Consider the following 26990-nt stretch of genomic DNA (forward strand, 5'->3'; position numbering starts at 1 on the left):
AAAAAGAATACAAACATAACAGCTGCATACATAATACCAATTCTTTTATGGTCAATAGTAAGCATCCACTGCATGAATGTACTTTTAGGGTGCCCAATGGCACAGTGTGTTTCGTCGAAATAAGTTTTACTCATCTAAGTTTCTCCTTTGGTTTTGATGTTCTTCTTGATCTCTTCTTCCCGCTCTAACAAGCCAGATAAAAAAGATGATCGTAACAAATAAAATCACTGTTGCAACTACTTTTTCCCAAGCAAAAATATATGTTTTTCCTTTTGGGTCGTAAGTAAAGCAGTACAGTAATGTTTTAGCTATGGTTGGTCCGACCTTCCCTTGTGCTGACTCCAAGACTGCCATTTTCACATCGAAAGGAAGTTGTTCGATACCAGTGAGGTAACGCGTGATCTTTCCTTCTGGTGAAATGACAATTAATGTTGCAGCATGGATCCAGTCAACTACACCTGCTTTTGAAACAACTTTTTTATAAGTGAACCCTACTTTATCAGCTATGATAGCTGAAGAGTTATTTTCACTTAATAAAAAATGCCATGCATCTTGCACATATGCTCTGTCCATCGATTCCAAATACGTTTTTCTTTTCGCTTTTGCTAAAGGTGGTGTTTCATCCTGGGCAAAGCTGATAGTCAATGCTTTGTAGTCAGTGTTTTCAGACAGATCAAGTCTAGACAGCATTTTTGCCATATCTGCAAGTTGTGGGCCACAAATTCCCCCACATCGGTAGTAGTTCAAAGAAAGAATAGTGGGCTTTCCATCCATATACTCTTTAAGTGTTCTACTTTTACCATCTTCGTCTATAAATGTCAAATCAAGGGGTACATATTCACCCAATTTCTCATTTACGCCAAGTGATTCGGCTTGTAGTACATTTAACAACAGTAATACAAGCATCACAATTTTCTTCATATACCCTCCCCGTGGTTATGTCTATATTTTAAAAATACGCACTAATTCTAGTCCACAATCACTTAAATAGCAATGAAACTGTATAGTTTATATTGTATTTAACACATAATTAACACTTTTGTGTTACATAAAGAAATCTTTTAATTTTGATATAAGATTTTATAATTTTTTTGTATTCTGAAAAGTAAATATAGGAAAGCGTTATTTCTTTGAGGAAGGGAAAATTTAGGCTTTCCCTTTTTTAGTTTGAAGAGGATGAATAGTTGCACAATTGCTAGAAAAGTTTACGCTTTCCCTTTTGCACTTTGAATGGAATGGATGTATTGGTAATCTACTGCTATGTTCTGCTCTTTAGGTAGATTGTTTGAGAGTCTTTGTACCATACCTTCAAAATCTTCAAACAGATAATTTGCCATGGATCCAGGAATAGGGTTGATCTCATTAAGAAGCACTTCACCCTCCACGACAAAAAAATCACAACGTATGATACTTCCTTTAAACAGAGGATCATATATCTTTTTGAAGCTCTCTTGTATTTTCACTTTTAGATCATCAGAGATATCTGCTGCTAAGACTTGGGAATCTCTGGAAAAGTCCATATATTTTTTTTCAAAATCCAAGAACTCTTCTTTATGTGGCTCTTCTACAATAGAGAGTTCCCACTCACTCGTATATGAACCTGCCTGATTAAATTCTTTCACACCTTGTATAAAAGGCTCTACTATCACGTCAGTATCAAATTCAAATGCGACATCAAGTGCATAATCAAGCTCTGAAGCTTCTTTTACAATACTTACACCAATGCTAGACCCTAAACGTACAGGTTTAATGATAACAGGATAATCCATAGAAACTTTTCTCTCATCATTTTTTGAGAGATATTCATACGCTACTGTTTTGACACCTAAACTCTCTGCTAAGAACTTAGTATAGAGTTTGTTATAAGAGAGTGCCGAAGCTTCCATACGCGGTGAAATGAAAGGCACTTGATAGAACTCCATCATAGAAGCTATCTTTCCATCTTCTCCATCTCTTCCATGGATGAGATTCAATGCTACATCGAAATCTACAGCTTTACTTCCGAACATACCATCTATCTGAAAGCCGCCATTTTTAAGTGTCAACTCTTTAGATTTTTTATACTCGCCTGATGAAAATAACTTAGAATTTATCTTATCGGTATCTATCAGATAAAATTTTCTATCACTGCTTACAAAAATATACGTCAATGTAGACTTTTTTAACACTTTTTTCATTGTGATCGCAGAAACAATGCTTATCTCATGTTCATAACTGGATCCACCAAACAATATAGCTATTTTCATCTATTTTCCTTAGAGCATTTTGGCAAATTCGCCAAAGATATATGCACTTTCATGTGGTCCAGGGCTTGCTTCTGGGTGATGCTGCACTGACATAGTTGGAGAATCATTATATTTGAGTCCTTCTATTGTATTGTCAAAAAGGTTTACATGTGTCACAGTCGCCACTTCAGTAATGTTGTCTGGAACATTATAGTTGTGGTTTTGTGCCGTGATCTCTACTGTACCTGTTATTTCGTTTTTCACAGGATGGTTTCCACCATGGTGTCCAAATTTCAGTTTATACGTATCGTAACCATGTGAAATAGAAAGCAACTGGTGTCCAAGACAGATACCAAAAAGTGGTACTTTGTGAGCAATGAGCTTTTTGATCTTCTCTTGTTCCTCTTTTAAGATAAGCGGATCACCTGGTCCGTTTGAAAGGAATACGCCATCGATCTCTTTTGTATCGATCTTAGCGATGATCTCTTCAGCAGACATAGAGTTAGGTACAACCGTTACTTCCATTCCTGCATGTGTAAGTTCATTTAAGATATTTCTTTTGATACCAAAATCAAGTGCAATGATCTTCTTTGTTGTTTCTGGTGCATTATATTGGAAGGTATCTGTATTATAACGTGCTTCAGTATGCACATAACTCTCTTTGGTACTTACCTGTTCAATGTAATTTACCTCTTCAATACGAGGTGAAGAATCTAATACTTTTTTGAGTTCATCTTGATCATGGATCTCCGTCGAAGCTACCATCATCATTGCACCTTCATCTCTAAGCATTTTTGTTATAAAACGTGTGTCTATCTCAGTAATACCAAGGATATTTTCTCTTTTCAACAATGCTGCTAAAGTCTCTTCACATCTAAAGTTAGAAGGACGATCCTGATAACTACGTACAATGATACCTTTACAGTGTGCACCTTTACTCTCCATATCTTGAGCATTACATCCTACATTACCTATCTCAGGCATCGTAAATGTCACAAATTGTCCTGCATAAGAAGGGTCTGTAACGATCTCCTGGTATCCTGTAAGAGATGTATTAAATACGATCTCTCCTACAGAAGTGCCCTCTGTGCCAAAACTTTTAGCTTCAAGCATCAGTCCATTTTCAAAATATAAAGAGACTTTTTTCATTACAGCATACCTCTTTTGGAAAGTTCTTCTTGATAAAATCTTTCATAAAGCAGTTCATAATCCTGAGAACCGGGGACCACTTCCTTTTCCATGCCTTTTATTTTTGCATAAACAATATCATCTATCTCATCAAAGGCATCGGCGAAGGCTTTAAAAGATTTAAAGATCACATTCTTTACCTGGTTTTCATTTACCGTGTATTCTGCAAGATAATTTTCATACAATTCATCCAAGATAAGGTGTGCCAGATCATTATATCTGTCATCATAATTCATGATCACACCATGTTCAGGAGCCATTTTCTTTTTTATCATAAAAAAGAGTTGTCTCTCATCAGCATGTTGAAACTCTATCTCATCATAGTTTTCATCAAGAATTTTTTTGACTTTTTCATCAAGAGCATGCTCTTTTTCAAGGTTTTCATCAATGATCTTTTTTGCTGCTGCTACAACCGCTTCTCTACCTTTTGGCATAGTGATAAAAGGTGCATTCGCTAAATCAATCCCGATTTTTGTTGCTACATATCCTGTTTGTTGTGGTTTTAATCTCATTGCTACCCCTTATTATCGAATTATTGTATCTTCACGCTCTGGACTTGTGGAAATGATCCCCATCTTTGTCCCTATCATCTCTTCAAGTGCTGAAATATATGATTTTGCTGTATCTGGTAAGGCATCAAATTCTCTTACACCTTCTGTTTTGTCCCACCCTGGAAAACTTTTGTAAATAGGTGTGGCATCTTCAAGATCATAAGGTACATAGTTGATCTCTTTACCATCTACTTCATATGCAACACACACTTTCACTTCATCAAAGCCATCCAGTACGTCTAATTTCATAAGTGCTACCTGGTCTACACCATTCACACGTACTGCGTGACGCATAGCTACAGCATCAAACCAACCACATCTTCTCGGACGTCCTGTTGTCGTACCAAATTCATGTCCATTTTTACGAAGTGTGTCACCCTCTACACCAAAATCTTCACTTGGGAAAGGTCCGTTACCGACTCTTGTACAGTATGCTTTGGCAATACCTGTTACTTTACCAATATCTTTGGGATTGATGCCCAGACCCGAACACGCTCCGGCACTGACTGTTGTTGAAGAAGTCACATATGGGTATGTACCATGGTCAATGTCAAGCATCGTTCCCTGTGCACCCTCCAAAAGTATCTTCTTCTCATCATCCATGATCTTCCACATCATTTGAGTCGTATCAGTAATGTGTTTTCCAAGTACAGCTTTGTAGCCTTCCAACTCTTCGAGAAGTTCTGTCTTTGTCGGTGCCACTACACCCATAGCATCAAATACGGGTTTATTCATTTCAAAATATGCTACGATCTTTGCAGTCAGTTTTTCAGGATTAAGTAACTCACCCAGTCTATGTCCTACTCTGGCAATTTTATCACCATAAGCAGGCCCGATTCCCTTACCTGTTGTACCGATGGCTTTATCGCCCTTCATACGTTCTCTGGCTTGGTCGATGAGTGCATGGTAAGGCAAAAGTACATGGGCTTTGTCTGAAAGGAAAAGTCTTCCTTCCAGATCATCAAACTGTACCATCTCCTTGATGAAGTCTTTTGGTGAAAGCACCACACCGTTTCCTACGATATTTTTTGCATTAGGGTTAAGTACACCAGAAGGAATAAGGTGAAGTGCATATTTTTTACCGTCAATTACGATAGTATGCCCTGCATTATGTCCACCTGCAAAACGACATACATAATCATGCGTTTGTGCCATATGGTCAACGATCTTACCTTTTCCTTCATCTCCCCATTGGAGACCTACGATCAAATCTGCTTTACTCATCTACACTATCCTCTATTCATTTTTTTACTGATACACTCATCTGTATAGAGTGCAAATCCAGCTGCTTCTACACCATCTATCGTGTAGATCCCACCCATTGCCAAAAGACTGTTATTTTCAAACATTCTAAATGTCAAAGAGTCATAATACCTCATCTTTGCATAGTAAAGCGGAGAGATAACCATATTGCTATACGCTACTTTTTGTGTCGCCTCTTTGATCTTTTCAAGTTCTGCTTTAATGTCATCAGGGAATGCACTCAGATCGTTCAGATCATTCACGCTGTTGATCCTTACCAGTTGTTCTATCCAAGGTAGGTCAGCTGCCATGATCTGCTCAATATTCATTGACTTCAGTACATCTAAAGAGAGCCCATATTTTTCATTTAAAAGATGCGGGATGCGGATATTAGCTATCTGCATCACTGGTTCTGCCCCTATCTGTGCTAAAAGAGTCGTAGTTGTTTTGGCTATCTTTTCAAAAGTACCGTCGATCACTTCTGCACCGATCTGATACTGTTCTTTTGTAGGGAACGTTACCGTTGGCTGGATATAAAACCACTTTTTAGATTCTGTACTTCTACCCAGTCTTTTTGTTACGATACGTACAACATCTGCTGTAGAGTCTGCTCGTAATGTCACTTCATGGTTCTCTTCATCATTCAGTCTTACTAAGGGCTTTTGGTCATCAAAACATTCATGCTGATGGTATGAAAAAAGTGGTGTCACTATCTCTTCAAAGCCAAGACCATACAGTGTTTCGCTTGCTATACTTTCTATCTCTCTTTTTATCCTGGCACTTTGTCCAAAATAAAGTCTACTCCCACTAGGGATCTCATGTTCAAATATCATTTAGTTGCTCTTTTTAAAATAGGTTTCATTAAATACACGGCTGGCCGTACCATCAAACTCTCTTCTGCCGATATCAGCCAATGCCAACTCTATAGCATTCACTACCCATGCAGACTCATACACAGGGATAAGCCCCATCTGGTTGATACGAAAAAGTTTACCTTTAAGATGGTCTTGACCACCTGCCATATTTACACCGTACTTTGTTTTAAGTAGTTTACGTATAGGTTCCGCATCTTCATCAAATACTGTACTCATAGATGGTGCAGGTGCCTGTGGATACATGGTGAAACCGATCGCTTCCAATGCTGCTTGCGTTGCTGCTGCTCTTGCTGTCGTGTTTTTATATAAGGCATCTATTCCCTCTTCATCAATTGCATCAAAGATTGCATTAAGTCCAATGATGAGTGTTGTTGCTGCCGTCCACGCTGTAGTATTTTTTTGTTGATTTTTAATTTCTGTGGCAATGTTAAAATAATAATCTGCCCCTGAACCTATCTTCTCTACCGCATCAGAGGATAAGCCAATCATGGCAAGTCCTGGAGGAAGCATCAATGCTTTTTGACTACCTGTTACCAATGCATCGATGTTTGAAATATCTATACGCTCTACACCTACTGCTGTGATACCATCTGCCACGATCATAATATCAGGGTTTATCTCTTTGGCTCTTTTTGCAATGGCTTCAACAGGATGTCTAAGTCCACCGGCACTTTCACATACCTGTATAAAAATCGCATCGATATCTGTATTTTCATTCAAGGCATTTTCAACATCAGATACAGAACAAGGTGTATTCCACTCATATTTGAGCTCGACCTTATCTCTTTCCATTGCATCAGCAATTTTCCCGAAACGCTCACCAAACTTACCGGCATTTACAGTCAATGCTTTACGCTTACAAAGGTTCAACATACAAGCCTGCATAGCACCTGTACCTGATGAGGCGATCATTACACACTCATCCATTCCAAGAAGTTTTAAAAGTCTTTCGCGTGCTTCTTTAAAAATAGCTTCGAATTCTGGTGTTCTATGGTGTAAAGTAACTGTAGCCATCGCCTGTCTTACTGACTCTGGTACCGGCGTAGGTCCTGGTGTAAAAAGTAGCATATATATATCCTCGCAATCGCCATCATGACGACGGCGTAATTGGCGAGATTATATCTAAAAAGATGTTAGAAGTTGTTTTATTGCTTCAACAAGAGTATTTTAAAAGGTGATTTTCTTGTGTACTAAGTGCATTGACCCATTCATCTGTAAAAAGTTGTGCCATGTTCACCCTTTATATGTAATTATAAGAAAAATATATTCTATTTTATAATTTACACTCTATTGGCTTAAAGTATAGAAATTGCATTCACATATAGATTTTAGAAAAATATGTGCCCTTGCGGATAATTTTATCCTTACCCCAGAGTTATCGTTTGCTGGCCGATCACTTTATATCGTGCATAATAATGTTCTACAAATGCTTTGATCTCTTCTTTTACCGGCAAATATACACCTTCTTCTTTACTTGCATACGTATTCAGATAGACAGATGCATCTACCTTGGAAAGATACGTTTCTGCTAACTTTTTGTATGCATTTTGATAGGTTTTTTTCATCTCATCATATTTGCTGTAGTCAATGTTTATCTGGCCATCATAGGTAATGACGCCAGCACTAAAGAGAATATCAAGATGGATCAACCCTTCACAATAATACGGCAACACTTCACCGACTTCACGCCACGCCATCAAGCCTACAGCACGGGAGACAAGATCATCAACAATGTGATGTTTCAGTGCTTCACCTTCATTATGGAAAAATGCCATCAACCCGCCGGAAGTGGCTTTAAACTCTTCGATGTTCTTAAACTGCCCGGAGCCGTTCATCTTGTTTTCCGTGTCTGCATCTATCCAGAGGATATGACCGTACTCATGTCCCACAGTTGAGATATCATAGATCTCTTGCCATAGCTTAGGATCTGTATCTATAAGCTCTCTTTGTGCCTTCACAAAACCTTCACCCATGGTTTCAACTGAGAGTTTCATAATTGGTTTAGATTTTTTAGATTCCATAACAAAGTCTGCATATGCAAAGATCTTCTTCCCTAGTTCTGCTGAAACCTGTTCATCATTAGGTACCACTTGTGCGGAGAAAAGCCCATTGAATTCTGCTCCATAATAAAGAACAGGTTGACCTATATAGAGTTGTGTTTCATCGACCTGTAAGAGGTTCTTACTCATAGTATGCAAAGCTTCTTCACCAAAATCTTTTGCCATTTCATAGGCAAAAAGTTTAATGTTGTTACGCGTACTTGAACCTTCTTGTAATTTAGGATTGACAATACGCAGATCCCACTCTAATGCTACGGCTTTTCTATAGTGATCTTCATAATATTCTAACGGATGGCCTACCTGTAATGGTGTTGTCACAGCCATCCAACGTCTGTCTACTTCTGCCCATTTACCTATGAGTTCATCAGTTTTTGTATGTGCAAAAGCTACTTTTAGCGCTGTAAAATAGGCTATCCATTCTACTTTTTGATCAAAGACATCATCTTCATGTTGATTCAAGAGTGAAATAAGCTGCTCAAGTGCAGTAGTGACTTGTGTCACTTCTTCAGGAAAGGCATCTGCATAGGCAATGCTTTTATACCCCGTATCCTCTTTTTTAAGTACAGAGTAAGATCTATCTCCTACAGCTCCGCTTTCATCTCTGTCAAGCAAAGACTCACTCTGAAGCATCTCAAAGACTTTGGCATCATCCCCATTAAAAAGTTCTGAGAGTTCAAGGTTCACAGAGTGAATAATGTGATGTGTCCAGTGGCTCTGCCATACACTTAACATCACACCTACATGATGTACGCCTAACATCAATGAACGGTAAAAAGGTGTAAGTAGTTGATTTTCCTCTACCCATGCAATGAAATTTTCATGACGAGTTATATGCATAGTGCTTACAAAACCGTATGCTAACTCTTTTTTTGTCGCTATCTCTTCTTTAGAACAGCCATTTTTTTCTAATACCTGTTCCAAGGCATCTTCACGCAAATTCACAATACGTGTAAGTGCTGCCATCGTAGAGTCATTATCTCTAGGAATATCTATGAGGCTTAGAAATGCTTCTACTACTTCATTAGCTCTATCGTGCCCTTTATCTTCATCTAACAATTCATAATATTTATTAAGCTCTGCCTGTCTAAATTGCAATTCGTTATAAATAACTTGCAAGTCTTCCATAAATTGCTGTTTCATTATTTACCCTTTAACATTTGTATGATCGGTTGTGCCAACTTCAATGCCTGTGCTCTGTGTGATATCTCTTTTTTCACATCATCATCCAACTCACCCAGTGTTTTATCAAATCCTGCAGGGATGAACATCGGATCATATCCAAATCCTTTTTCTCCCCTGGCTTCATCTATGACATTCCCATGCATCCAGCCATGTACCACATACTCTCCATATTTGGAGACAATGGCGATCGCAGCAGTATAATATGCGGGCGTAGATCTTACACCCTTCTCTTTCACTGCTTCTATGAGTTTATACAGGTTGTCTTTATCTGTAACATCTTCTCCTGCATAACGTGCGGAGTAAATACCTGGTGCGCCGTCAAGTATTGGAAGAGAGATACCACTGTCATCAGATACCACCAAATACTCTTCGCCTAATTTCTCATAGATCGTACGTGCTTTGATGAGTGCGTTGGCTGCAAATGTATCTCCGTCTTCTACGATATCAAACTCACCTAAAAGTTCAGAAAAAGCCACCACTTCATCTTCACACATATGTTTAAACTCACGTAGCTTACCTTTGTTCCCTGTTGCTAAAACGATACGCATGCATATTCTCCTTTTCACGGTACTTCACTCTGTGAAAATTTCTTCCACTAACACTTCGTTCTTAACAAGAGATGACAGATCTTAATCTTTATCATCTACTCTTAAATATTTCGTTATATAATGAGAGAAATTTTATCTAATTAAAGGTATCACTATGATTAAACAGATCATGCCACTCTCTCTCATTGTCGGACTGAGATTTTTTGGACTCTTCATTGTCCTTCCCGTTCTTTCTATCTATGCACTCGAGATGCCTGGGGCTACTCCATTCTTAGCAGGTCTTGTTGTGGGTGGTTACGCCCTTACCCAAGCAGCATTCCAAGTACCTTTTGGAATGCTGTCTGACAAATTTGGCCGAAGACATATCCTTTTCTTTGGACTTGTCATCTTCATTATAGGTTCAGTCATTGCTGCAGTTAGTGACAATATCTATATGCTTCTCATCGGACGTTTTTTACAAGGTGCAGGAGCTATCGGTTCTGTGGTCTCTGCGATGATCGCTGACCTTGTAAAAGAGGAACAACGTGCGCAGGCTATGGCTATCATGGGTGGAACAATTGCTATGAGTTTTGCTGCTGCAATGATTATTGCTCCTATTGTTGGAGGGAACTGGGGGATAGACAAACTCTTCTGGCTCACCGCTATACTCTCTGTAATGGCGATTGGTATCTTATTTACTTCTGTACCTAAACCTCCACATATTGTACACTCTTACAGTGAAGAAGAATCAAAATTCTTTGAAGTATTTAAAGACAAAGCCTTAACACGTATGTACATTACATTTCTTTTCCACTCGTCTATTATGACAATGGCATTTTTCATCATCCCTGTTGTGATGACACAAGCACTTGATAAAGGTGGATTCGGTTGGGAAAAAGCTGAACTTTGGAAAGTCTATTTCCCTGCGATGATATTTGGTTTCATTGCTATGGCTCCTGCAGCGATATTTGGTGAAAAGTACGGTAAAGGTAAAGAGATATTTATGATCTCTGTTGCTGTCATCTTCTTAGGTTTTCTAGCGATGGGTTTCGCAACGACGCCTTGGATATTTGTCGTTGGTGTCGTTTTATTCTTCATCGGTTTTAACATGTTTGAACCACTGCTTCAAAGTTTTGTAGCAAAATTTGCCAAAGTACACCAAAAAGGTGCTGCACTGGGTGTGGCCAATACTTTTGCCTACACCGGCATCTTTCTTGGCGGTATCTTGGCAGGTTGGCTTATGCAACACTACGACAGAGCTACACTGGCTTTAGTGGTTGCGGGTATCTCTGTAGTATGGTTCATATGGGTTGCTACGATGCCAAGTCCAAACAACAGAGGAAATGTTTATCTTCCGTTAGACATCTTCGACAGAGAACGTGTCAATGCGCTTACAGATCATGATGCCATCGTAGAGAGTTATGTAAATGAAACAGAGAATATCGCTGTCGTGAAATATGATAAAGACTTGATAGACGAAGATGAAATTCGAGGGATGTTGAGCTAAGGCTCTCCTCCCTCACCAAAGAGCTTCAAAAGGATTACAATAAGTAGCTATATGCACTCTCAAGATACAACTTTGCCGTTTTTGTATCTCCATTATCTTGGTAATTGGCTAAAATACTATAAAAGTGATGGGGAATGGCTATTAAACTTAATCAATTAACTCGTACTGCCTTTATCATTTCCTCTGTAAGCACATTTATCTGCTCAGAAACCATCACCCTTGCGCCCATAGACATTCACGAAACAAACCTCACTTCAAATACTTTTATACTGAGTGAATCAGAAGCTTTGGAGACTACCAGTATTACACTGCAGGAAAGACTCGAACAAGATATTTCCTTCAGTACCGTGGTAGGGGATAAAGGTGAAGGAGCTATATCTTTTCGTGGTCTTGATTTTAAAGCTACAGAGTATGTAGAAGATGACATCCCCCTGTATCGTAGCGTAAATGGTTTTATAGACACAAAGTTTACCATGACCAATGCAGCACTCCAGGTCAATGATGGTTCAGGTACTTCCTCTCTGGGTGTCCCTCCCATAGGTGGTGAAGTACAAATAAGCTCAAAAACGCCCACTAAAACATTTGAAAGTACCGTAAATACACTCATCTCAAGCAATGATGAGTACTATCATGCTTATGTTGGGAGTATGACAGATAATATCTATATACAAGCAGATGCCAACTACTATCATAGATCCGACTATACGCTTTCAAGTGATTATGATGTTACCCTGCTTCAAAATACAAGAGACCGTGTGAACAGTGATAAAGATCAGAAAAATATTTCTGTAAAAAGTGGTGTCTTCGTAGATGACCAGATCCATCTTGCAGTAAAAGTGAGTCTCACCAGGGCAGAATATGGTATACCGCCAAATGTATATACAAATATAACTGACCAAAATGCTACTGTGGTGTGGGATGCATACTCTCGTATAGACCGCAAAGATCTAAACAGTTACTATCTCTATGGTGACTATGTCACAGAAGATCTGAAGTTGAGCATGAGAGCCTATTATGATGATTATGAGGATATCTATAAAATCTATGATGACTACGAGTACCAATCAAACCAGCCAGTAGTCACTTATGATGATTCTCGTTTGGGTACCGTGATCAAAGCCATTAAAGCACAGAATGATCATACCAGTACTGTCATTTTTCAAGCAGAAGAGAATGAACATATTAGACGTGGGGGAAACCCTGACTGGGGTACTGCCAAGTATCAAGTCGATACTTTTAAAATGAGTTTTTTACATTTATGGAAACTCAATAGTGCATGGCAATTAGAGGGTGGCCTGTCTGTTGCACTCATGCAGACAAAAAAGTCTGCAGATGCCAGTGCAACAGAACCTCCTGATGATAAAAATACGTATGATGCTCAGGCCAAGATCACATATGCGCAGGATCAGAGTGTAATGTATGGTAGCATAGCAAAGAAAAGTCGTATGCCCACCATGTCTGAAATGTTCACCTTTTTTCCATGGGACAATGCCAATCCTGATCTGAAACCAGAAAAAAGTATGCAGTATACACTTGGATATCAATATGAACTTGCAACAAAAACCTTCTTGGATCTTTCACTCTATTATTACGATGTGGATGATCTTATCATCTATCGTAACAATGGCTATATTAATCTTAAGGATGCAGAACATTATGGTGCAGAGATTCGTGTAAACAGTACATATTTTGCAAAACATCATCTGCGTGCATCTTATGCCTATACCCATACAGAAGACAATGAAGGTGAATCCCTTGAGTTGATCCCTTTACATCAGTTCAAGCTAGAAGACACACTTCGCATAAGTGAAAAATGGAGTGCATATCTGAGTTATCAGTATATTGGTTCAAGATACAGTCCTAACTCCGCTACCTATAGTGATGAACAGATCAAACTGGATACATATCATCTCCTAGATACTCAGATCATCTATAAAGTCTCTGATTCAACGCAGTGTAGAGCGGGTATTAAAAATATACTTGATGAATCTTATGAATGGAGATATGGTTATCCGGCAGAAGGACGTTCCTATTATCTCGCTTTGGAGTGGAAGCTTTAATCGGTAGGGTAAAAGCGTTTTTCTATCATTGACCATAACGTTTACTGAATAGATGTCACATTGTCCACTTCCACCTTACAACTGTTTGAGTGCAGTATAAGGAGAATTTGTCAGATCTATCTCAAGTTAATATGACATAGATATTACATCTTTTATAATATACTACGGGCATGAAAGTATTAATAATAGAAGATGATGTCCAACTGAACATCGCCATTAGTGAATTTTGTAAGCTCAAATCATTTGAGAATGTGAGCATAAAGGATGGATTGCTCGCCCTGGACCAGATAGACAATGGGCATTTTGATCTCTATATTATTGATATTAATATTCCCCGTATTAATGGCTTAGATCTGCTTAAGCATATTCGAAAAACAGATCTTGATACCCCGATCATCATCATCACCGCATCTTTGGAGATACAAAACTTTTCCACAGCCTTTGAAAATGGCTGCAGTGAATACATTAAAAAACCATTCCATTTAAAAGAGTTGGATGTACGGATAAATAATTTATTGGCCCTCAATAAGCCTATAATAATCACTTTAAACGATGAACTTACTTATGATCTTAACAAAGAAGAATTTTATTATCAAAATAAGCCTATCAGATTAAGATATAAAGAAAAAAGATTTTGTGCTATATTGATGAAACATATAAACACTGTTGTGTCCAATGAGATGATCCATGATTATGTTTGGGAAGGCGAAATTAAAGAGACGTACCCTTTAAGACAGTTACTTGTTGAACTTAGAAAAAAACTCCCTTCTGATATAATACAAACAAAGATCAGAGAGGGGTATATGATTGAAACTCAAAAATAAACTTTACCTCACTCAACTTTCACTCATACTCACATTAACTATTTTTATATGGGTAATGTACGTTAATTTTAAAGAACATAGCCAAAATGACTTGGAAAAGGAACTCACAAAAAGCATTAATATCAATACCCTACTATTGACCTCTGCTTTAGAAGATACCTACACAACATTTGAGCAGAAAAGAAGTTTCATTGAGTACATACATCGTACAGCCTTAGATAAGTATAAACAAGATGAAAACATCCCTTTAGCACAGCTAAAAAGTCAAATTATTTCGTATTTTAATTTAAAAGATTTAAATATAGATCTTTATCTCATTGATAAAAATTATGTGATTATTGATGCAACCTTTAAAAAAGACATTGGGCTTGATTTCATGGATATACCTTCTGGAAAGGCAGATTTAGACAAAGCGTCAAAAGATGATGAAATACACATAGCTGGTAATGTTTCTATTGACTATATGGATTCGAGTATAAAAATTTATTCCTTAGCCAGAGCGCATAATGACAAATACCTTGAAATGGCTTTTATTGACCCTTTCATCTATGATAAATTACGCCAGACCATCTCAGATATTTCCGAAAGTACTAAAGTCAAAATAAATATTTTTCGTATTACAAAAACACTTTCTGACGAAGAGTACTACGAAGACATAATGAACACCAAAAACATTAGTAACAAAGAAGAGTGGAATGATTCACTAAAAAGATTCTCATTGAATACAGCTACTGACAATGAGATCATCAATGTTCACCGACAAAATAAAATTATCAAAACCAATGAAAATATAAAAGATGGTACAGCAACAATATATGTTCCGTTACATACAAAAGGAAATGACAATGCACTTGCTGATGATCATTTTGTTTTAAAACTAGAAATAGATATCAGTGAATATATGACACAATGGCAAGAGAATGAAAATATTTTTATTTTGGTAAGTCTTTCTCTACTTATATTAATGCTTCTCTTGTATTTTTTTATAAAATATAATTTTTACATTCCCATCACTAAAATTACAGGAAATCTTGAAAATGAAGTCAAGATAAATGACCCCGTTTTACTGAATAAAAATGATGAATTTGGCGTCTTAGCTAAGAAATATAATTTTCTTTATTCAAAACTTCAAGATCAGGTAAAAGACAATCGCCTCCTTCTCAATGAAAACAAACTGTTTATTACCGATATGGTACATCAGATAAGAACACCACTCACTGTCATCATGACCAATACTTCACTCATAGAGATGAAAACAAAAGAGAAGGTTTCTTCCTATATTGCACAGATAAACTCAGCAATTAATATGCTCTCAAACTCCTATGAAGATCTCTCCTATATCATCTCAAACGATACGATAGTATACAAACCGATAGAGATTAATTTAACAGATTTCCTCCATGAGAGAGTCAACTTTTTTGAAGTCATTGCAGATGCCAATGGTAAAACAATTCACACTGATATCGCTAATGATATAAACGTGTACATGAATGATATCGAATTAGAAAGGATCATCGACAATAATCTCTCTAACGCCATTACACACAGTAACGATAAGAGTCAAATTGAAGTTCTTTTGGAAAAGAATGATTCAGGAATTGTCTTAAAATTTATCTCTCATGGAGAGAAGATCTATGATTGCTCCAAGATATTTCACAAAGGCTATACGGAGACTTATGGAGCAAAGAGAAGCTTGGGATTGGGATTAAATATGGTAAAAATAATTTGTGAGAAAAACAATATCTCTTACAGTGCCTACTCAGAAGAAGGCATCAATACATTTACCTATGTTTTTAAAGTTTGATCTGAAAATGAATACATTAAAAGTAAAGGAGGACTCTTGTGTTAAATCTCAAGAATAAAATTCACCAAATATCATCCAAATTGGAACAGTCTCTTCCCATAGATAATGCTTTAGTAAATACACTCTATACTCTTTCAATAAAAAGTCTTCTAACCGCCATTGTATTCACCATACTGATAACCATATTCTTATATTCTGAACTCACAAATGATATTGTGATATGGGGTAGTGTTTTGGTTATATTTATATCATTTAGACTCTACAATGCTTATCTTTTTAAGACAACTCCTCAAATCTATTCAATTGGAACATGGTATAAGAAATTTGTAATTTTTGCATTTTTGACGGGAATGATGGTATCAGCACTTGGTGCAGTATACATACACTATTTAAACGATTATTATCAACTTTTTGTCTTAGCCTCTTTGGTAGGACTTACTGCAGGTGCGACCACTTCATTATCTTCAGATTTTCGTATTGCCATCGTTTATATCAGTATCATCATGATTCCCTTAATAGTATCGATGGCAATGCTGAAGACATCATTGGCCTTTATACTTCCAGTCATACTAACATTGTTTTTCTTGTCTCAAATACTTATGATATTTAACAGTTATACACAAGAGAAAGAAATACAAGACTTAAAATTGCAACAGAACGTACTACACAACTTATTTTCAGAAGCACCTCTTGGAATGTTCTCTTATGATAATAACTTAAAGCTCATGAATGCGAATAAGCATTTACAGAAGATGTTTGAGCGTAAAGACACCCACATAGCAGGGATGAACCTGAACTCTCTTAACGATACAAGATTTATAGATATGCTTAATCATGTTCTTACCCAAGGTCCCCAATCATACACAGGTCCCTATGTTGCTATAAACGGTAAACTATTTTGGGTTGAAGCAACAGGATTTCCTTTTAGAAATAGTAACAATACTATTCTTGGTGGGATAGGTATCATAGAAGACAAAACCAAAGAACATATGAACAAGAAAGAGCTTGAGTCTCTTCATCTAACACTTCAAAAGCAAGTAGAAAAGAATGAATTCCTCTTAGATGAGAATAAACAGTTTATCGCTGATATGGTCCATCAGATAAGAACACCACTCACAGTTATCATGACAAATTCTTCACTCATAGAGATGAAATCTGAATCACAGATCTCTTCTTATACTACACAGATAAACTCAGCAATTAATATGCTCTCAAACTCCTATGAAGATCTCTCCTATATCATCTCAAACGATACGATAGTATACAAACCGATAGAGATTAATTTAACAGATTTCCTCCATGAGAGAGTCGACTTTTTTGAAGTCATTGCAGATGCCAATGGTAAAACAATTCACACTGATATCGCTAATGATATAAACGTGTACATGAATGATATCGAATTAGAAAGGATCATCGACAATAATCTCTCTAACGCCATTAAACACAGTAATGATAAGAGTCAGATTGAGGTTGTTTTGGAGAAGAATGATTCAGGTATTGTCTTAAAGTTTATCTCTATGGGGAGAAACATCTCTGATGTTTCTCTGATATTTGATAAAAACTATACGGAGACACACAAGGCAAAAAGAAGTTTGGGATTGGGCTTGAGTATGGTAAAAAATATTTGTGAGAAAAACAGCATCGCCTATCGAGCACATTCTGAAAAAGATATCAATACATTTACATATGTTTTTAAAGGTTAATGATTATTAGAGCAATTTCAAGAAGTAGTTTTTGATCTATCCGAACGAAGCCCTAAGACTTCGACCGAAAAATATATGACAGGAGAAGAGCGATTAGAGTTTACACTCTCCAAGTTCTACTTCCCTATACTCTACATCCATCAACTTACATGCACGTTTCATGATACCTTCCTGGGTAAATCCAAACTTCTCAAAAAGTAAGTCTGCCGGTGCTGATGCTCCGAAACTTTCCATTCCAAGTACATCGTCTGCATAACGGTAGAATTCTGTTGCTGTCGCTGCTTCAACTGCCAGTACTTTTGTACTTGGGTCAACCACTGTTGCTTTATACTCTGCATCTTGTTCATTGAAGAGGTCAAGACATGGTACAGAAACAACATTTGCTTTAATGCCAAGTACCGCCAAGTGACATGCTGCTTTCAGACAAGGCATCAATTCTGAACCTGAAGCCATAAGTGTAAAGTTCGCATCTTTTCTTTTTTTGACAATGTATGCACCTTTACTTACGTCACCAAAATCTCTTTTTGGTTTGAGTGTTTTCAGTTTTTGACGACTCAGTACAAAACCGTGTGGTGCTTGCATACTCAATGCTGTTCTCCACGCTTCTACGTTCTCAGTTGCATCTGCCGGTCTCCATACATAAAAGTTTGGCAATGCTCTAAACTGAGAGATATGCTCAATAGGCTCATGCGTAGGACCATCTTCACCTACACCGATACTATCATGTGTCCACACAAAGAAGTTTTGAATATTTGTCAATGCTGCGATACGTGCTGCAGGTTTGAGGTAATCAGAGAATACAAAGAACGTCGCATTAAAAGGAATCGTCGTACCATACAATGCCATAGCGTTAGTGATAGCAGCCATAGAGTGCTCACGTATTCCAAAGTGCAGGTTTCTTCCTTTAGGAAAGTCTCCCATGTTTTTTAACTCTGTTTTGTTTGATGGTGCAAGATCTGCTGAACCACCAAGGAAAGAAGGAACCGCTGTTGCAATAGCATTGAGGATCTTACCGTTTGAATCTCTTGTTGCCATCGCTGCATCTCCAGAGAAGTCTGGGAATTCAATAGCAGAAAAATCTGGGTTTTGAAGTTTTTCCAGAGCTAGATTTTGCTCTATAAGCGGTGCTTCTTGTTGTCTGTGTATCCACTCTTTTTCTGCCAATTCACCATTTTCAAGTGCACATCTAAATCTTATAAGTACATCTTCGGGGATCTGGAATGTCACTTCTGGATCAAATCCTTCTTTTTCTTTAGACTCTGCAATAATTTTATCTCCAAGAGGTGCACCATGTGTATGGTGTGTTCCTTCCAGCTCACCTGCGCCCTTACCGATAATAGTGTTCGCAATGATAATTGTCGGTTTAGTCGCAGACTTCACTTCATCCAACGCTTTTTCAATGTCATCATAACAATGCCCGTTGATCTTCATCACATTCCAGTTTTGTGCTTCAAAACGTTTTGCTACATCTTCACTCCAAGCGATACTTGTATCACCTTCGATGGTAATACAGTTATTGTCATAGATCAATACCATGTCTTTAAGTCCAAGGTGTCCTGCCAAAGCACAGGCTTCATACGAGATACCTTCTTGCAAGTCACCATCACCACATAAACAATATACTTTATGGTCTATAAGCTCACATGTCTCTGAATTTACCTGATTGGCAGTATATGCTTCTGCCATAGCAAAACCAACAGCATTGGCAATACCCTGCCCCAAAGGACCCGTTGTGATTTCAATTCCATCCGTATGACCATATTCTGGGTGTCCCGGTGTTCTTGAGTCTAATTGACGAAAGTTTTTCAAGTCATCCAGGCTTAGATCATATCCCCAAAGGTGCAGAAGGGAATAGATAAGAGCAGAACCGTGTCCACCAGAGAAAACCAAACGGTCACGATTGAGCCATTTTGGATTTTTAGGATTGTGGCTCAGTTTTTCACTCAAAACCACTGCGATATCTGCAAGTCCCATAGGTGCACCCGGGTGTCCTGAGTTTGCTTTTTGGACCATGTCGGCCGCTAAAAATCTGATGGTATTTGCCATCTTTTTACGCATAATGTTTTGCTCTGTCATTGCCATGGTGTTTCCTTTAGTTGTGTCTGTATAGATATGTTTTCATCAAGGGTTGTAAAGCTATTTGTAACTTCTCATCAAAGCTTTCAAATCGTCTTTGTAAATCTTTTGCCAGAGCATCTGCTTCTTCAACAGTCTTCTCCAGTCCCAAAAGATTGACAAAGCTATTTTTATCACCGTCATTCCCTGTGGTTTTACCCGCCTCTTCTTCACTCTGTGTTTCATCTATAATATCATCTTGTATCTGAAAGAGCAGTCCAAGGTCTATACCAAAATCATAGAGGGCATCTTGTGCTTTCTTCTCAAGTCCTGCGATGATTGCCCCCATCTGCAAAGAGGTAGCGATGAGTTTGGCTGTTTTATTTTTATGCAGTGTTTTTACCTGTTCAAGTTCAAGTGGTGTGTTTTCAAAATAACAATCTATGGCTTGACCAAGTACCATACCGCGACTACCTCCATCACGTGCAAGTAACTCTATAAGCTTGATCTTAACATCTCCACGCAACGGTGCTTTGGCGATAAGATAAAAAGCATCGGTATTGAGTGCATCTCCTGCAAGTATAGCAGTTACCTCATCAAAACGTTTATGTAAAGTTTTATGTCCACGACGCAAATCTGCATCATCCATCGCAGGGAGATCATCATGTATGAGAGAATAAGTGTGGAACATTTCAAGTGCAAGTGCAACTGGTAATGCAGAGTTGTAAAGCATTGGTTCATAAGCATCCACTATGTTTAAAAGTAACATAGGACGAAAACGTTTTCCCCCCGCAGTCAGCATGACACCCAGTGCTTCTTCATACACAGGGTGGAAGCTTGGTACTTCTGGTAAGTTTTCGTTTAGATACGTTTCAAATCTTTTCATCATTGTCTTTCTTCTGAAGCATAAGCAAAGCTCATACTCCATTCATCTCACTAAAGCTTTCACTTGGTGAAGTAGTGATAGAGTTTAATTGTTGAAATTATATCGAATTTGGATAAAATAAGCGTATGAAAAAAGAAACTGCACTCTCACTTATCATATGGGCCAAAAGACTGCTTGGGGCTATAGCATTTTTACTTTGGGGATATGTTATTGTTATGATTTCCCAATCTCCTGCACCATTTATAGAGCAGGCACCCTACTGTATGGGTAGTACCATGCTCATATTTGGAGTACTGACTGCGGTATATAAAGGGTTGGATCATTGGAGTTTACAAAACAAATAACCATTTTCATTCTCATGCTTACACACGAGAATGACAACTTAGGTTAAATTTTACATTTCTTAGCAATCAGTGTTATCTGCTCATCCAAAGTAAGATTTTCTACATCTACTATAATATCTGCCACTTTTCTGTAGGCTTTTTCACGCTCTTCATAGAGTTTTCTAGCCTCTTTCTCTTGTGAAAAAAGCGGACGTTTTGCTAATTTATTTTTAGCATTTTTAGCTGTTTTCAGACGGTTGTGTATCCATTCAAATGAAGCATCAAGCAACACTACCGTTCCGAGTTTTTTAAGATTATCCACCTTATAAAAACCTCCACCACAGGAGATCAGAGTATCAGTAACACATTTTTCTATCCAGTTGGCAGTTTCCTGCTCCTGTGCTCTAAAATACGCTTCACCTTTTTTTGCAAAGATCTTTTTGACCTCTTTGTTCTCTTTGGATTCTATAAGATCATCTGTATCGATGATATAGGTACCATATTTGTTTGTAAATGCACGTGCTGTCGTACCTTTACCTACGCCCATGAAACCGATCAGGATAATATTTTTTTTCAACGTTCACACCATATTATAACGGTCTATGATCTTTGAAATACGTTTACGCAGGGTTTTCAATGCATCAATAGCATCTTCACCTTCTGCTACAAGAGATTCAAACTCATCAAATTGTATCTTGGCAACCCAACCGATCTTCGCATGTCTTTTAATCCCTACAAAACGTACCTCACCAAAGTGCTCTTCTGCCATCTTATAAATGCGATCGATTCTTTCATCTAAAGTTTTTGCTTCTCTGTTGCTCATTACTTTCCTTTTTTATTTAAATAAAGTCTTCTTAAAACTATACGTATAAAGAGTCTTTCACTTTTTGATATAATTATATCATATCAGAAGAGTAAATGTATTACAAAAGGATTACATCATGAAAAACATACTGATCACGGGTGTAAGTTCCGGGCTGGGTGAAGCCTTAGCCAAAACATATTTGGAAAATGGAGACAATGTCTATGCCATAGGTAAAACCATTCCAAAAAAACTTGACCATTACCCTCATTTCTTCTTCTTTCCCTATGACCTGAGTGAAACTTTTATGATCCGATCTACACTTGAAGAATTTCTTGCACACCGTTCATTTGACATTGTGATCCTCAATGCTGGGGTGTTGGGGGAGATAAAGACACTCTCTGAAACAGAATTGAATGATATTAAAAATGTGATGGAAGTGAACGTATGGGCCAACAAAGAATTGATAGATACACTAAATGCACATACACAGGTAAAACAGATTGTAGGCATAAGTTCAGGTGCTGCAGTCAATGGTTCTAAAGGCTGGGGTGCCTATTCGCTCTCGAAATCAGGTCTTAACATGTTACTGAATGTCTATGCCAAAGAGTTACCCAACATTCACTTCACTGCGCTCGCACCAGGGATCATCCGTACCCCTATGGTTGAACATATCATAGACGAAGTGAATGATGAACTATTTCCTTCAGCCAAAAAACTTAAAGAGAGTCATATACAAACACCTCAAGAAGCAGCAAATAATCTCATCGCGATATTTCCCCAATTATTAGAATATGACAGTGGAAGTTTTTTAGATGTAAGAACGATGGATCAATTACAGAAATGATCGTATCGAAAAGAGCGATTACCCTGTAATTTGTGCAACATAGACATAAAGCAGCACTATGGTCAAGGAAGCCGTAGCCATCATCCATATAAAAGCTGCAAGCATTTTACCTGCATTGAACATTTGTCTATATTTGTAAAGTAATATGGGGAAGATCACCAGTGCGACAAACACTGGGAAATACATCACCCGGCTCACACCATACTGCTCTATCGCATATCCTACTGCTATAAAAGAAGTATATATGATAATGTACACCATAGCGAGTACTAGCATTTGTGCAAGCATAAAGATCACTTTGGCGCCTGCTTTGTTTTTTTCATCGTTGTAGTGTTGCATATTTGTATCCTCTATTGTATCATGTCGGAATTATAGCACACCGTTCTCTTCGAAATCTTATTCAGATACTATATATTAAGCTACTTCCACCCTGTTTTTACCATTTTCTTTAGCCATGTATAATGCTTTATCAGCTCTATTAAGCAAGCTGGATAAAGATTCATTATTGCTATGTGTGGCTACACCAAAAGAAGCTGTTTTGTTGCCAATTTCAGCAAACTTGTAAAGTTCAATTTTCTTTCTGACTTCTTCTGCAATTTTTTTACTGTCTTCTAAAGTGGTCTTAGGAAGCAAAATAAGAAACTCTTCTCCTCCCCAACGTCCCACTGTATCAACATCTCTAAATGAAGTTTTTAAGATCTCCGCGATCTCTTTTAAAAATATATCTCCAATATTATGTCCATAACTATCATTCACTGATTTAAAATCATCTAAGTCCATCATTATGATTGACAAATCTGTTTTATAACGGTTTGATTGTTTTTGTTCATATTCAAATGATTCTTCTAATTTGAACCTATTGAATAAACCAGTAAGAGCGTCTTTTGAAGAAAGCCTTTGAAGTACTAATTTCTCTTTTGTAAGCTCATTATTTGTTGCTTCCAATTCTTCCGTTCTTTGTTTGACCAAGTTTTCCAGATCAGCATTCAAATTTAGTAGATTTTGAGACTGGGCGATTTTAATTTTCTCATACAAATTAAAAATTGATAACATGATCATTAAGTAAATAAAAAAAGAAAAAATTGCAAAATTGCTGTAGTTAGTTTCAATAAATCCTCCATAATGAATAATGCTAACGGTTACCACAACAGTGAAAAGCCAATAAAACCCTATCCTTACGCCCTTTGTAAAAAAAGCTGATGCTATTAATAAAAAATACGTTTCTAAACGAGTATTATGATCAGAATATACCAAAAGTACTGTGAACAGTATATAAGCTAAAAAGAGCAAACTACTCGATATTTCCTCAATCATATCTGTTCTTTTTCGTAATAGGTATAACAATAATATTCCAAAAAGTGAAAAGGAGAAATCAACAGCTGCGATTACGAAATTATTTTGGTTATATCTAATAAATCCAATCAAAAAAGTAATTAAAATAGTTAATACTGCGATGTTATTTACAAACATAAACTTATACTTTAAATCTTCTTCACTCTTTAAAAACGTACGACCACTATATAAAAAATTTCTTATTATTGATAAAAATAATGGTATTCCAACATGTAGTTTATCCATAGCTATCCTTTATATAAATATAACATTTATTTGTGTAAAAAATTGTACGAAAAAATGGATTTTAATATACGTAAGGGATAATAGTGCATATCAGTAGCCGTATTAGAGTAAGTAATTCCATAAGGCATTGAGGATTAAATGCCTTATGACATAAATGTGACATCTTTTAGACTATACTTATATTATGAAAGTATTAATTATAGAAGATGATGTCCAGATGAACATAGCCATTAGTAATTTTTTAAGATCAGAGAGGTAAATGATTGAAACTCAAAAATAAATTTTACCTTATCCTATTTTTAATAGCGAGTACATTGATCATTTTTATAGGGATCCTTTATATCTCTTTCCAGAAGCAAAACCAAGACAACCTAGACTATGAACTCAAAAAAAGCATCCATAACAATAAATTACTGTTGAGTTCTGCTGTAAAGGATAGCTACCAAACATTTGAGAAGAAAAAACCCCTTTTCACTGTCATTCATCAGGCAACTATAGATGAATTTAAAAAAGATGAAAGCATCTCTTTAGTGCAGTTGAAAAATAAAATGGAGACACAATTTCACTTGCACGATATAAATTTGGATATTTATATTATCAATAAAGAGTATGTGATCACAGATGCGACCTTTCAAAAAGATATTGGGCTGGATTTTAAAAATCTCTTTGGGGGAAAAGAGTATTTCGACACTATATCAAAAGACAATGATATACATATTGAGAATGATGTTTTAATAGACTATATGGACTCAAGTATCAAAGTATATTCATGCGCAAATGTCGATCGTGACAAATTCCTGCAACTATCCTTTTCTAATTCTTCCATCTATCAAAAATTGCGTCAGAACATCAAAAACATTTCCAATGATACGAACAACCACATCAGTCTTTTTCGTATTACAAAAACACCTTCTAATGAAGAAGTCTATGAAGATATACTGACCACTTCAACTATCATCAACAAAGAAGAACATCTTAACTCACTCAAGAAATTTCCCCTAAATAGTGCTACAGATGATGAGATCATCAATGCTAGCCGACAACACAAGATCATAAGATCAGATAAAAATATTGAAAATAATTTATTGTCTTTTTATATCCCAATATTTAGCAAAAAAAAGGATGATACTTTACTTCATAGTGATTTCATCATGAGACTAGACATTAACATCAGTAGATATTTAATACAAAAACAGAAAAATAACAATATTTTTATTCTCTTAACTATCGTTCTGTTTATCTTGATAGGTATCCTGTATGCCATTATAAAAAACCACTTTTATATTCCTATTACCAACATTACACAAAAATTTAAAGATAAAGTAATGATAAAGAATCCGAGCTTACTAAGAAAAAAAGATGAACTTGGTACTTTGGTGACTGAATATAATTCACTGTATTCACAGCTTTCCAATCAAATAGAAAACAATCAACTCCTTCTTGCCGAGAATAAACAGTTTATTGCTGACATGGTACATCAGATAAGAACACCACTCACTGTGATCATGACCAACTCTTCACTTATAGAGATGCAATCTGAGCAGCAAATTTCTTCTTATACTGAACAGATAAATGCTGCTATCAACATGCTCTCTAACGCTTATGAAGACCTCTCCTATATCATTTCAAATGATACGTTAGAATACAAGCCTATAGACATTAATTTTACAGATTTTCTAAATGAAAGAATTGACTTTTTCGAAGTCATCGCTCAGGCAAATAATAAAACCATAAGCAGGCATATTGCGAATGATATAAAAGTAAGTATGAATGATACAGAACTCGAGAGGCTCATTGACAACAACCTGTCGAATGCCATTAAGCACAGCAGCGATGAAAGTCATATAGATATTGTCTTGGAGAAAAACCATTCCGATATTGTTTTAAAGTTTCTCTCTGAAGGAAAAAATATCAGTAATATTGCCATGATATTTGATAGAAATTATACCGAGTCGGACAGTGCAAAGAGAAGTTTAGGATTGGGCTTACATATGGTCAAACTGATTTGTGAGAAAAACCGTATCGCCCACAGTGCCCAATCAGGACAAGGCATCAATACATTTACATATATCTTTAAAGTTTGATCGGTAGTCGATATAATGAGAAATATAATGGGGTAAAACCTTATAAAATATATAATTTTATAAGGTTTTAAATTCTTTGTATTAAGTCGAAAAAAGTATGATAATTACTCTTGTAACATATCTATTGACTTACTAGACGCAAACCAACAAATATTATCCTTTTCTGTCTTTTAAAATGTCCATCCCGGACACTTAGGCTTAGAACTATCACACTTTTCAGCATTTAATATCTGCGCCTCATGCGTATAGACAAATATGTGATGTCCCATCTCTCTTAAGAATAATATCTTTAAACCGGATAAATTTATCCTATTTAAATTATTTGTTACATTTATTTACATACATACTGAGAAAGAAAACATTTACATCATTATATTTGGGTCTTTACAGAATGAATAATACAGGTTCATTTTATCTCAATTTATGTAACGGATTTTCTAAAAATATTTTGATACTGAGTATTGCATCAAATCAGCGCATTACTCAGTATACAATCACTTATATAGCGTCAATAATACTGTTAAGCGTAGCAGATGGTCTCATTGCTTTAGCAGCTAACTCATCATTTGGATGGAAGTATCCACCAACATCTTGAGGCTTACCTTCAACTGCAAGAAGCTCTTCCATAATTGTTGCTTCTTTCTCTTTAAGCTCAGCAGCTACAGGT

24 protein-coding genes are annotated in these 26990 nt (G+C 36.7%); 8 read left to right on the plus strand and 16 right to left on the minus strand.

Translation table 11 applies throughout. The annotated features are described in order from the left end of the window. Positions 1 to 126: 126 nt before the first annotated feature. The 9 genes from ABYK33_RS04755 to rdgB all read right to left on the minus strand — a co-directional run bounded on the left by ABYK33_RS04755 (position 127) and on the right by rdgB (position 9871). Positions 127 to 921, minus strand: coding sequence for an SCO family protein (locus ABYK33_RS04755; protein ID WP_373031844.1), 795 nt, complete (start codon positions 919 to 921; stop codon positions 127 to 129). 284 nt (positions 922 to 1205) lie between these two features. Beyond that, positions 1206 to 2246: a D-alanine--D-alanine ligase gene (locus tag ABYK33_RS04760; protein WP_373031845.1), complete on the minus strand. Its 1041-nt coding sequence runs from the start codon at positions 2244 to 2246 to the stop codon at positions 1206 to 1208. A gap of 9 nt (positions 2247 to 2255) precedes the next feature. Continuing rightward, the gene (gene carA / locus ABYK33_RS04765) at positions 2256 to 3374 is read right to left on the minus strand and encodes a glutamine-hydrolyzing carbamoyl-phosphate synthase small subunit (RefSeq protein ID WP_373031846.1); all 1119 of its coding nucleotides are present in this window, start codon (positions 3372 to 3374) and stop codon (positions 2256 to 2258) included. Further along, positions 3374 to 3925: a DUF507 family protein gene (locus tag ABYK33_RS04770; protein WP_373031847.1), complete on the minus strand. Its 552-nt coding sequence runs from the start codon at positions 3923 to 3925 to the stop codon at positions 3374 to 3376. Before ABYK33_RS04770 ends, carA begins: the two co-directional genes overlap by 1 nt. A gap of 12 nt (positions 3926 to 3937) precedes the next feature. Continuing rightward, on the minus strand, positions 3938 to 5188 hold the full coding sequence (locus ABYK33_RS04775; protein WP_373031848.1) for an adenylosuccinate synthase: 1251 nt from the start codon (positions 5186 to 5188) through the stop codon (positions 3938 to 3940). 5 nt (positions 5189 to 5193) lie between these two features. Beyond that, positions 5194 to 6039 carry an ATP phosphoribosyltransferase regulatory subunit gene (locus ABYK33_RS04780; protein WP_373031849.1) on the minus strand — a complete coding sequence of 282 codons (846 nt, stop codon included), beginning with the start codon at positions 6037 to 6039 and terminating at the stop codon, positions 5194 to 5196. Further along, positions 6040 to 7149 carry an alanine--glyoxylate aminotransferase family protein gene (locus ABYK33_RS04785; RefSeq protein WP_373031851.1) on the minus strand — a complete coding sequence of 370 codons (1110 nt, stop codon included), beginning with the start codon at positions 7147 to 7149 and terminating at the stop codon, positions 6040 to 6042. It abuts the gene before it with no gap. A gap of 296 nt (positions 7150 to 7445) precedes the next feature. Beyond that, complete coding sequence (ciaB, locus tag ABYK33_RS04790) at positions 7446 to 9281, minus strand: invasion protein CiaB (protein WP_373031853.1); 1836 nt, start codon at positions 9279 to 9281, stop codon at positions 7446 to 7448. Then, positions 9281 to 9871 (minus strand): RdgB/HAM1 family non-canonical purine NTP pyrophosphatase, encoded by a 591-nt coding sequence (rdgB, locus tag ABYK33_RS04795; RefSeq protein WP_373031854.1) that lies wholly within the window; start codon positions 9869 to 9871, stop codon positions 9281 to 9283. The genes ciaB and rdgB overlap by 1 nt, the downstream gene beginning before the upstream one ends. A gap of 154 nt (positions 9872 to 10025) precedes the next feature. Between rdgB and ABYK33_RS04800 the strand changes: the two genes are divergently transcribed. The 5 genes from ABYK33_RS04800 (at position 10026) to ABYK33_RS04820 (ending at position 17748) form a co-directional block, all read left to right on the plus strand. Beyond that, positions 10026 to 11357, plus strand: a complete 1332-nt coding sequence (locus ABYK33_RS04800) for an MFS transporter (RefSeq protein WP_373031855.1) — start codon at positions 10026 to 10028, stop codon at positions 11355 to 11357. A 134-nt stretch (positions 11358 to 11491) separates the two neighbouring features. Further along, positions 11492 to 13417, plus strand: coding sequence for a TonB-dependent receptor (locus ABYK33_RS04805; RefSeq protein ID WP_373031856.1), 1926 nt, complete (start codon positions 11492 to 11494; stop codon positions 13415 to 13417). Between the two features lie 170 nt (positions 13418 to 13587). Then, the gene (locus tag ABYK33_RS04810; protein ID WP_373031857.1) at positions 13588 to 14241 is read left to right on the plus strand and encodes a response regulator transcription factor; all 654 of its coding nucleotides are present in this window, start codon (positions 13588 to 13590) and stop codon (positions 14239 to 14241) included. After that, complete coding sequence (locus ABYK33_RS04815; protein ID WP_373031858.1) at positions 14225 to 16045, plus strand: histidine kinase dimerization/phospho-acceptor domain-containing protein; 1821 nt, start codon at positions 14225 to 14227, stop codon at positions 16043 to 16045. Before ABYK33_RS04810 ends, ABYK33_RS04815 begins: the two co-directional genes overlap by 17 nt. Before the next feature lie 38 nt (positions 16046 to 16083). Then, positions 16084 to 17748, plus strand: a complete 1665-nt coding sequence (locus ABYK33_RS04820) for an ATP-binding protein (protein WP_373031859.1) — start codon at positions 16084 to 16086, stop codon at positions 17746 to 17748. A 93-nt stretch (positions 17749 to 17841) separates the two neighbouring features. Here the strand turns inward: ABYK33_RS04820 and tkt are convergent, their stop codons facing one another. Continuing rightward, positions 17842 to 19830 (minus strand): transketolase, encoded by a 1989-nt coding sequence (tkt, locus tag ABYK33_RS04825; RefSeq protein ID WP_373031860.1) that lies wholly within the window; start codon positions 19828 to 19830, stop codon positions 17842 to 17844. A 10-nt stretch (positions 19831 to 19840) separates the two neighbouring features. Further along, complete coding sequence (locus ABYK33_RS04830; protein ID WP_373031861.1) at positions 19841 to 20689, minus strand: polyprenyl synthetase family protein; 849 nt, start codon at positions 20687 to 20689, stop codon at positions 19841 to 19843. A gap of 125 nt (positions 20690 to 20814) precedes the next feature. On the opposite strand from ABYK33_RS04830, the gene ABYK33_RS04835 reads away from it, so the two are divergent. Next, positions 20815 to 21033: a hypothetical protein gene (locus ABYK33_RS04835; RefSeq protein ID WP_373031863.1), complete on the plus strand. Its 219-nt coding sequence runs from the start codon at positions 20815 to 20817 to the stop codon at positions 21031 to 21033. 43 nt (positions 21034 to 21076) lie between these two features. On the opposite strand, the gene ABYK33_RS04840 is transcribed toward ABYK33_RS04835, so the two are convergent. Next, positions 21077 to 21589: a shikimate kinase gene (locus tag ABYK33_RS04840; RefSeq protein ID WP_373031864.1), complete on the minus strand. Its 513-nt coding sequence runs from the start codon at positions 21587 to 21589 to the stop codon at positions 21077 to 21079. A 3-nt stretch (positions 21590 to 21592) separates the two neighbouring features. Beyond that, a complete protein-coding gene (locus tag ABYK33_RS04845; RefSeq protein ID WP_373031865.1) occupies positions 21593 to 21835 on the minus strand; it encodes a hypothetical protein in 243 nt (80 codons plus the stop codon). Between the two features lie 118 nt (positions 21836 to 21953). Between ABYK33_RS04845 and ABYK33_RS04850 the strand changes: the two genes are divergently transcribed. Beyond that, positions 21954 to 22661, plus strand: a complete 708-nt coding sequence (locus ABYK33_RS04850) for an SDR family NAD(P)-dependent oxidoreductase (protein WP_373031866.1) — start codon at positions 21954 to 21956, stop codon at positions 22659 to 22661. Positions 22662 to 22679: 18 nt separating this feature from the next. On the opposite strand, the gene ABYK33_RS04855 is transcribed toward ABYK33_RS04850, so the two are convergent. Next, positions 22680 to 23000 carry a hypothetical protein gene (locus ABYK33_RS04855; RefSeq protein ID WP_373031867.1) on the minus strand — a complete coding sequence of 107 codons (321 nt, stop codon included), beginning with the start codon at positions 22998 to 23000 and terminating at the stop codon, positions 22680 to 22682. A 75-nt stretch (positions 23001 to 23075) separates the two neighbouring features. After that, the gene (locus ABYK33_RS04860) at positions 23076 to 24239 is read right to left on the minus strand and encodes a GGDEF domain-containing protein (RefSeq protein ID WP_373031868.1); all 1164 of its coding nucleotides are present in this window, start codon (positions 24237 to 24239) and stop codon (positions 23076 to 23078) included. A 263-nt stretch (positions 24240 to 24502) separates the two neighbouring features. Here ABYK33_RS04860 and ABYK33_RS04865 point away from each other — a divergent pair, with 263 nt between their 5' ends. Further along, on the plus strand, positions 24503 to 26323 hold the full coding sequence (locus ABYK33_RS04865) for a sensor histidine kinase (RefSeq protein ID WP_373031869.1): 1821 nt from the start codon (positions 24503 to 24505) through the stop codon (positions 26321 to 26323). A 498-nt stretch (positions 26324 to 26821) separates the two neighbouring features. Here the strand turns inward: ABYK33_RS04865 and ABYK33_RS04870 are convergent. Next, positions 26822 to 26990, minus strand: a 169-nt coding sequence (locus ABYK33_RS04870) for an NADP-dependent isocitrate dehydrogenase (protein ID WP_373031870.1), incomplete at its 5' end; no start/stop codon positions are given.

Source organism: Sulfurovum sp., from assembly GCF_041562805.1.
Taxonomy (GTDB): Bacteria; Campylobacterota; Campylobacteria; order Campylobacterales; family Sulfurovaceae; genus Sulfurovum.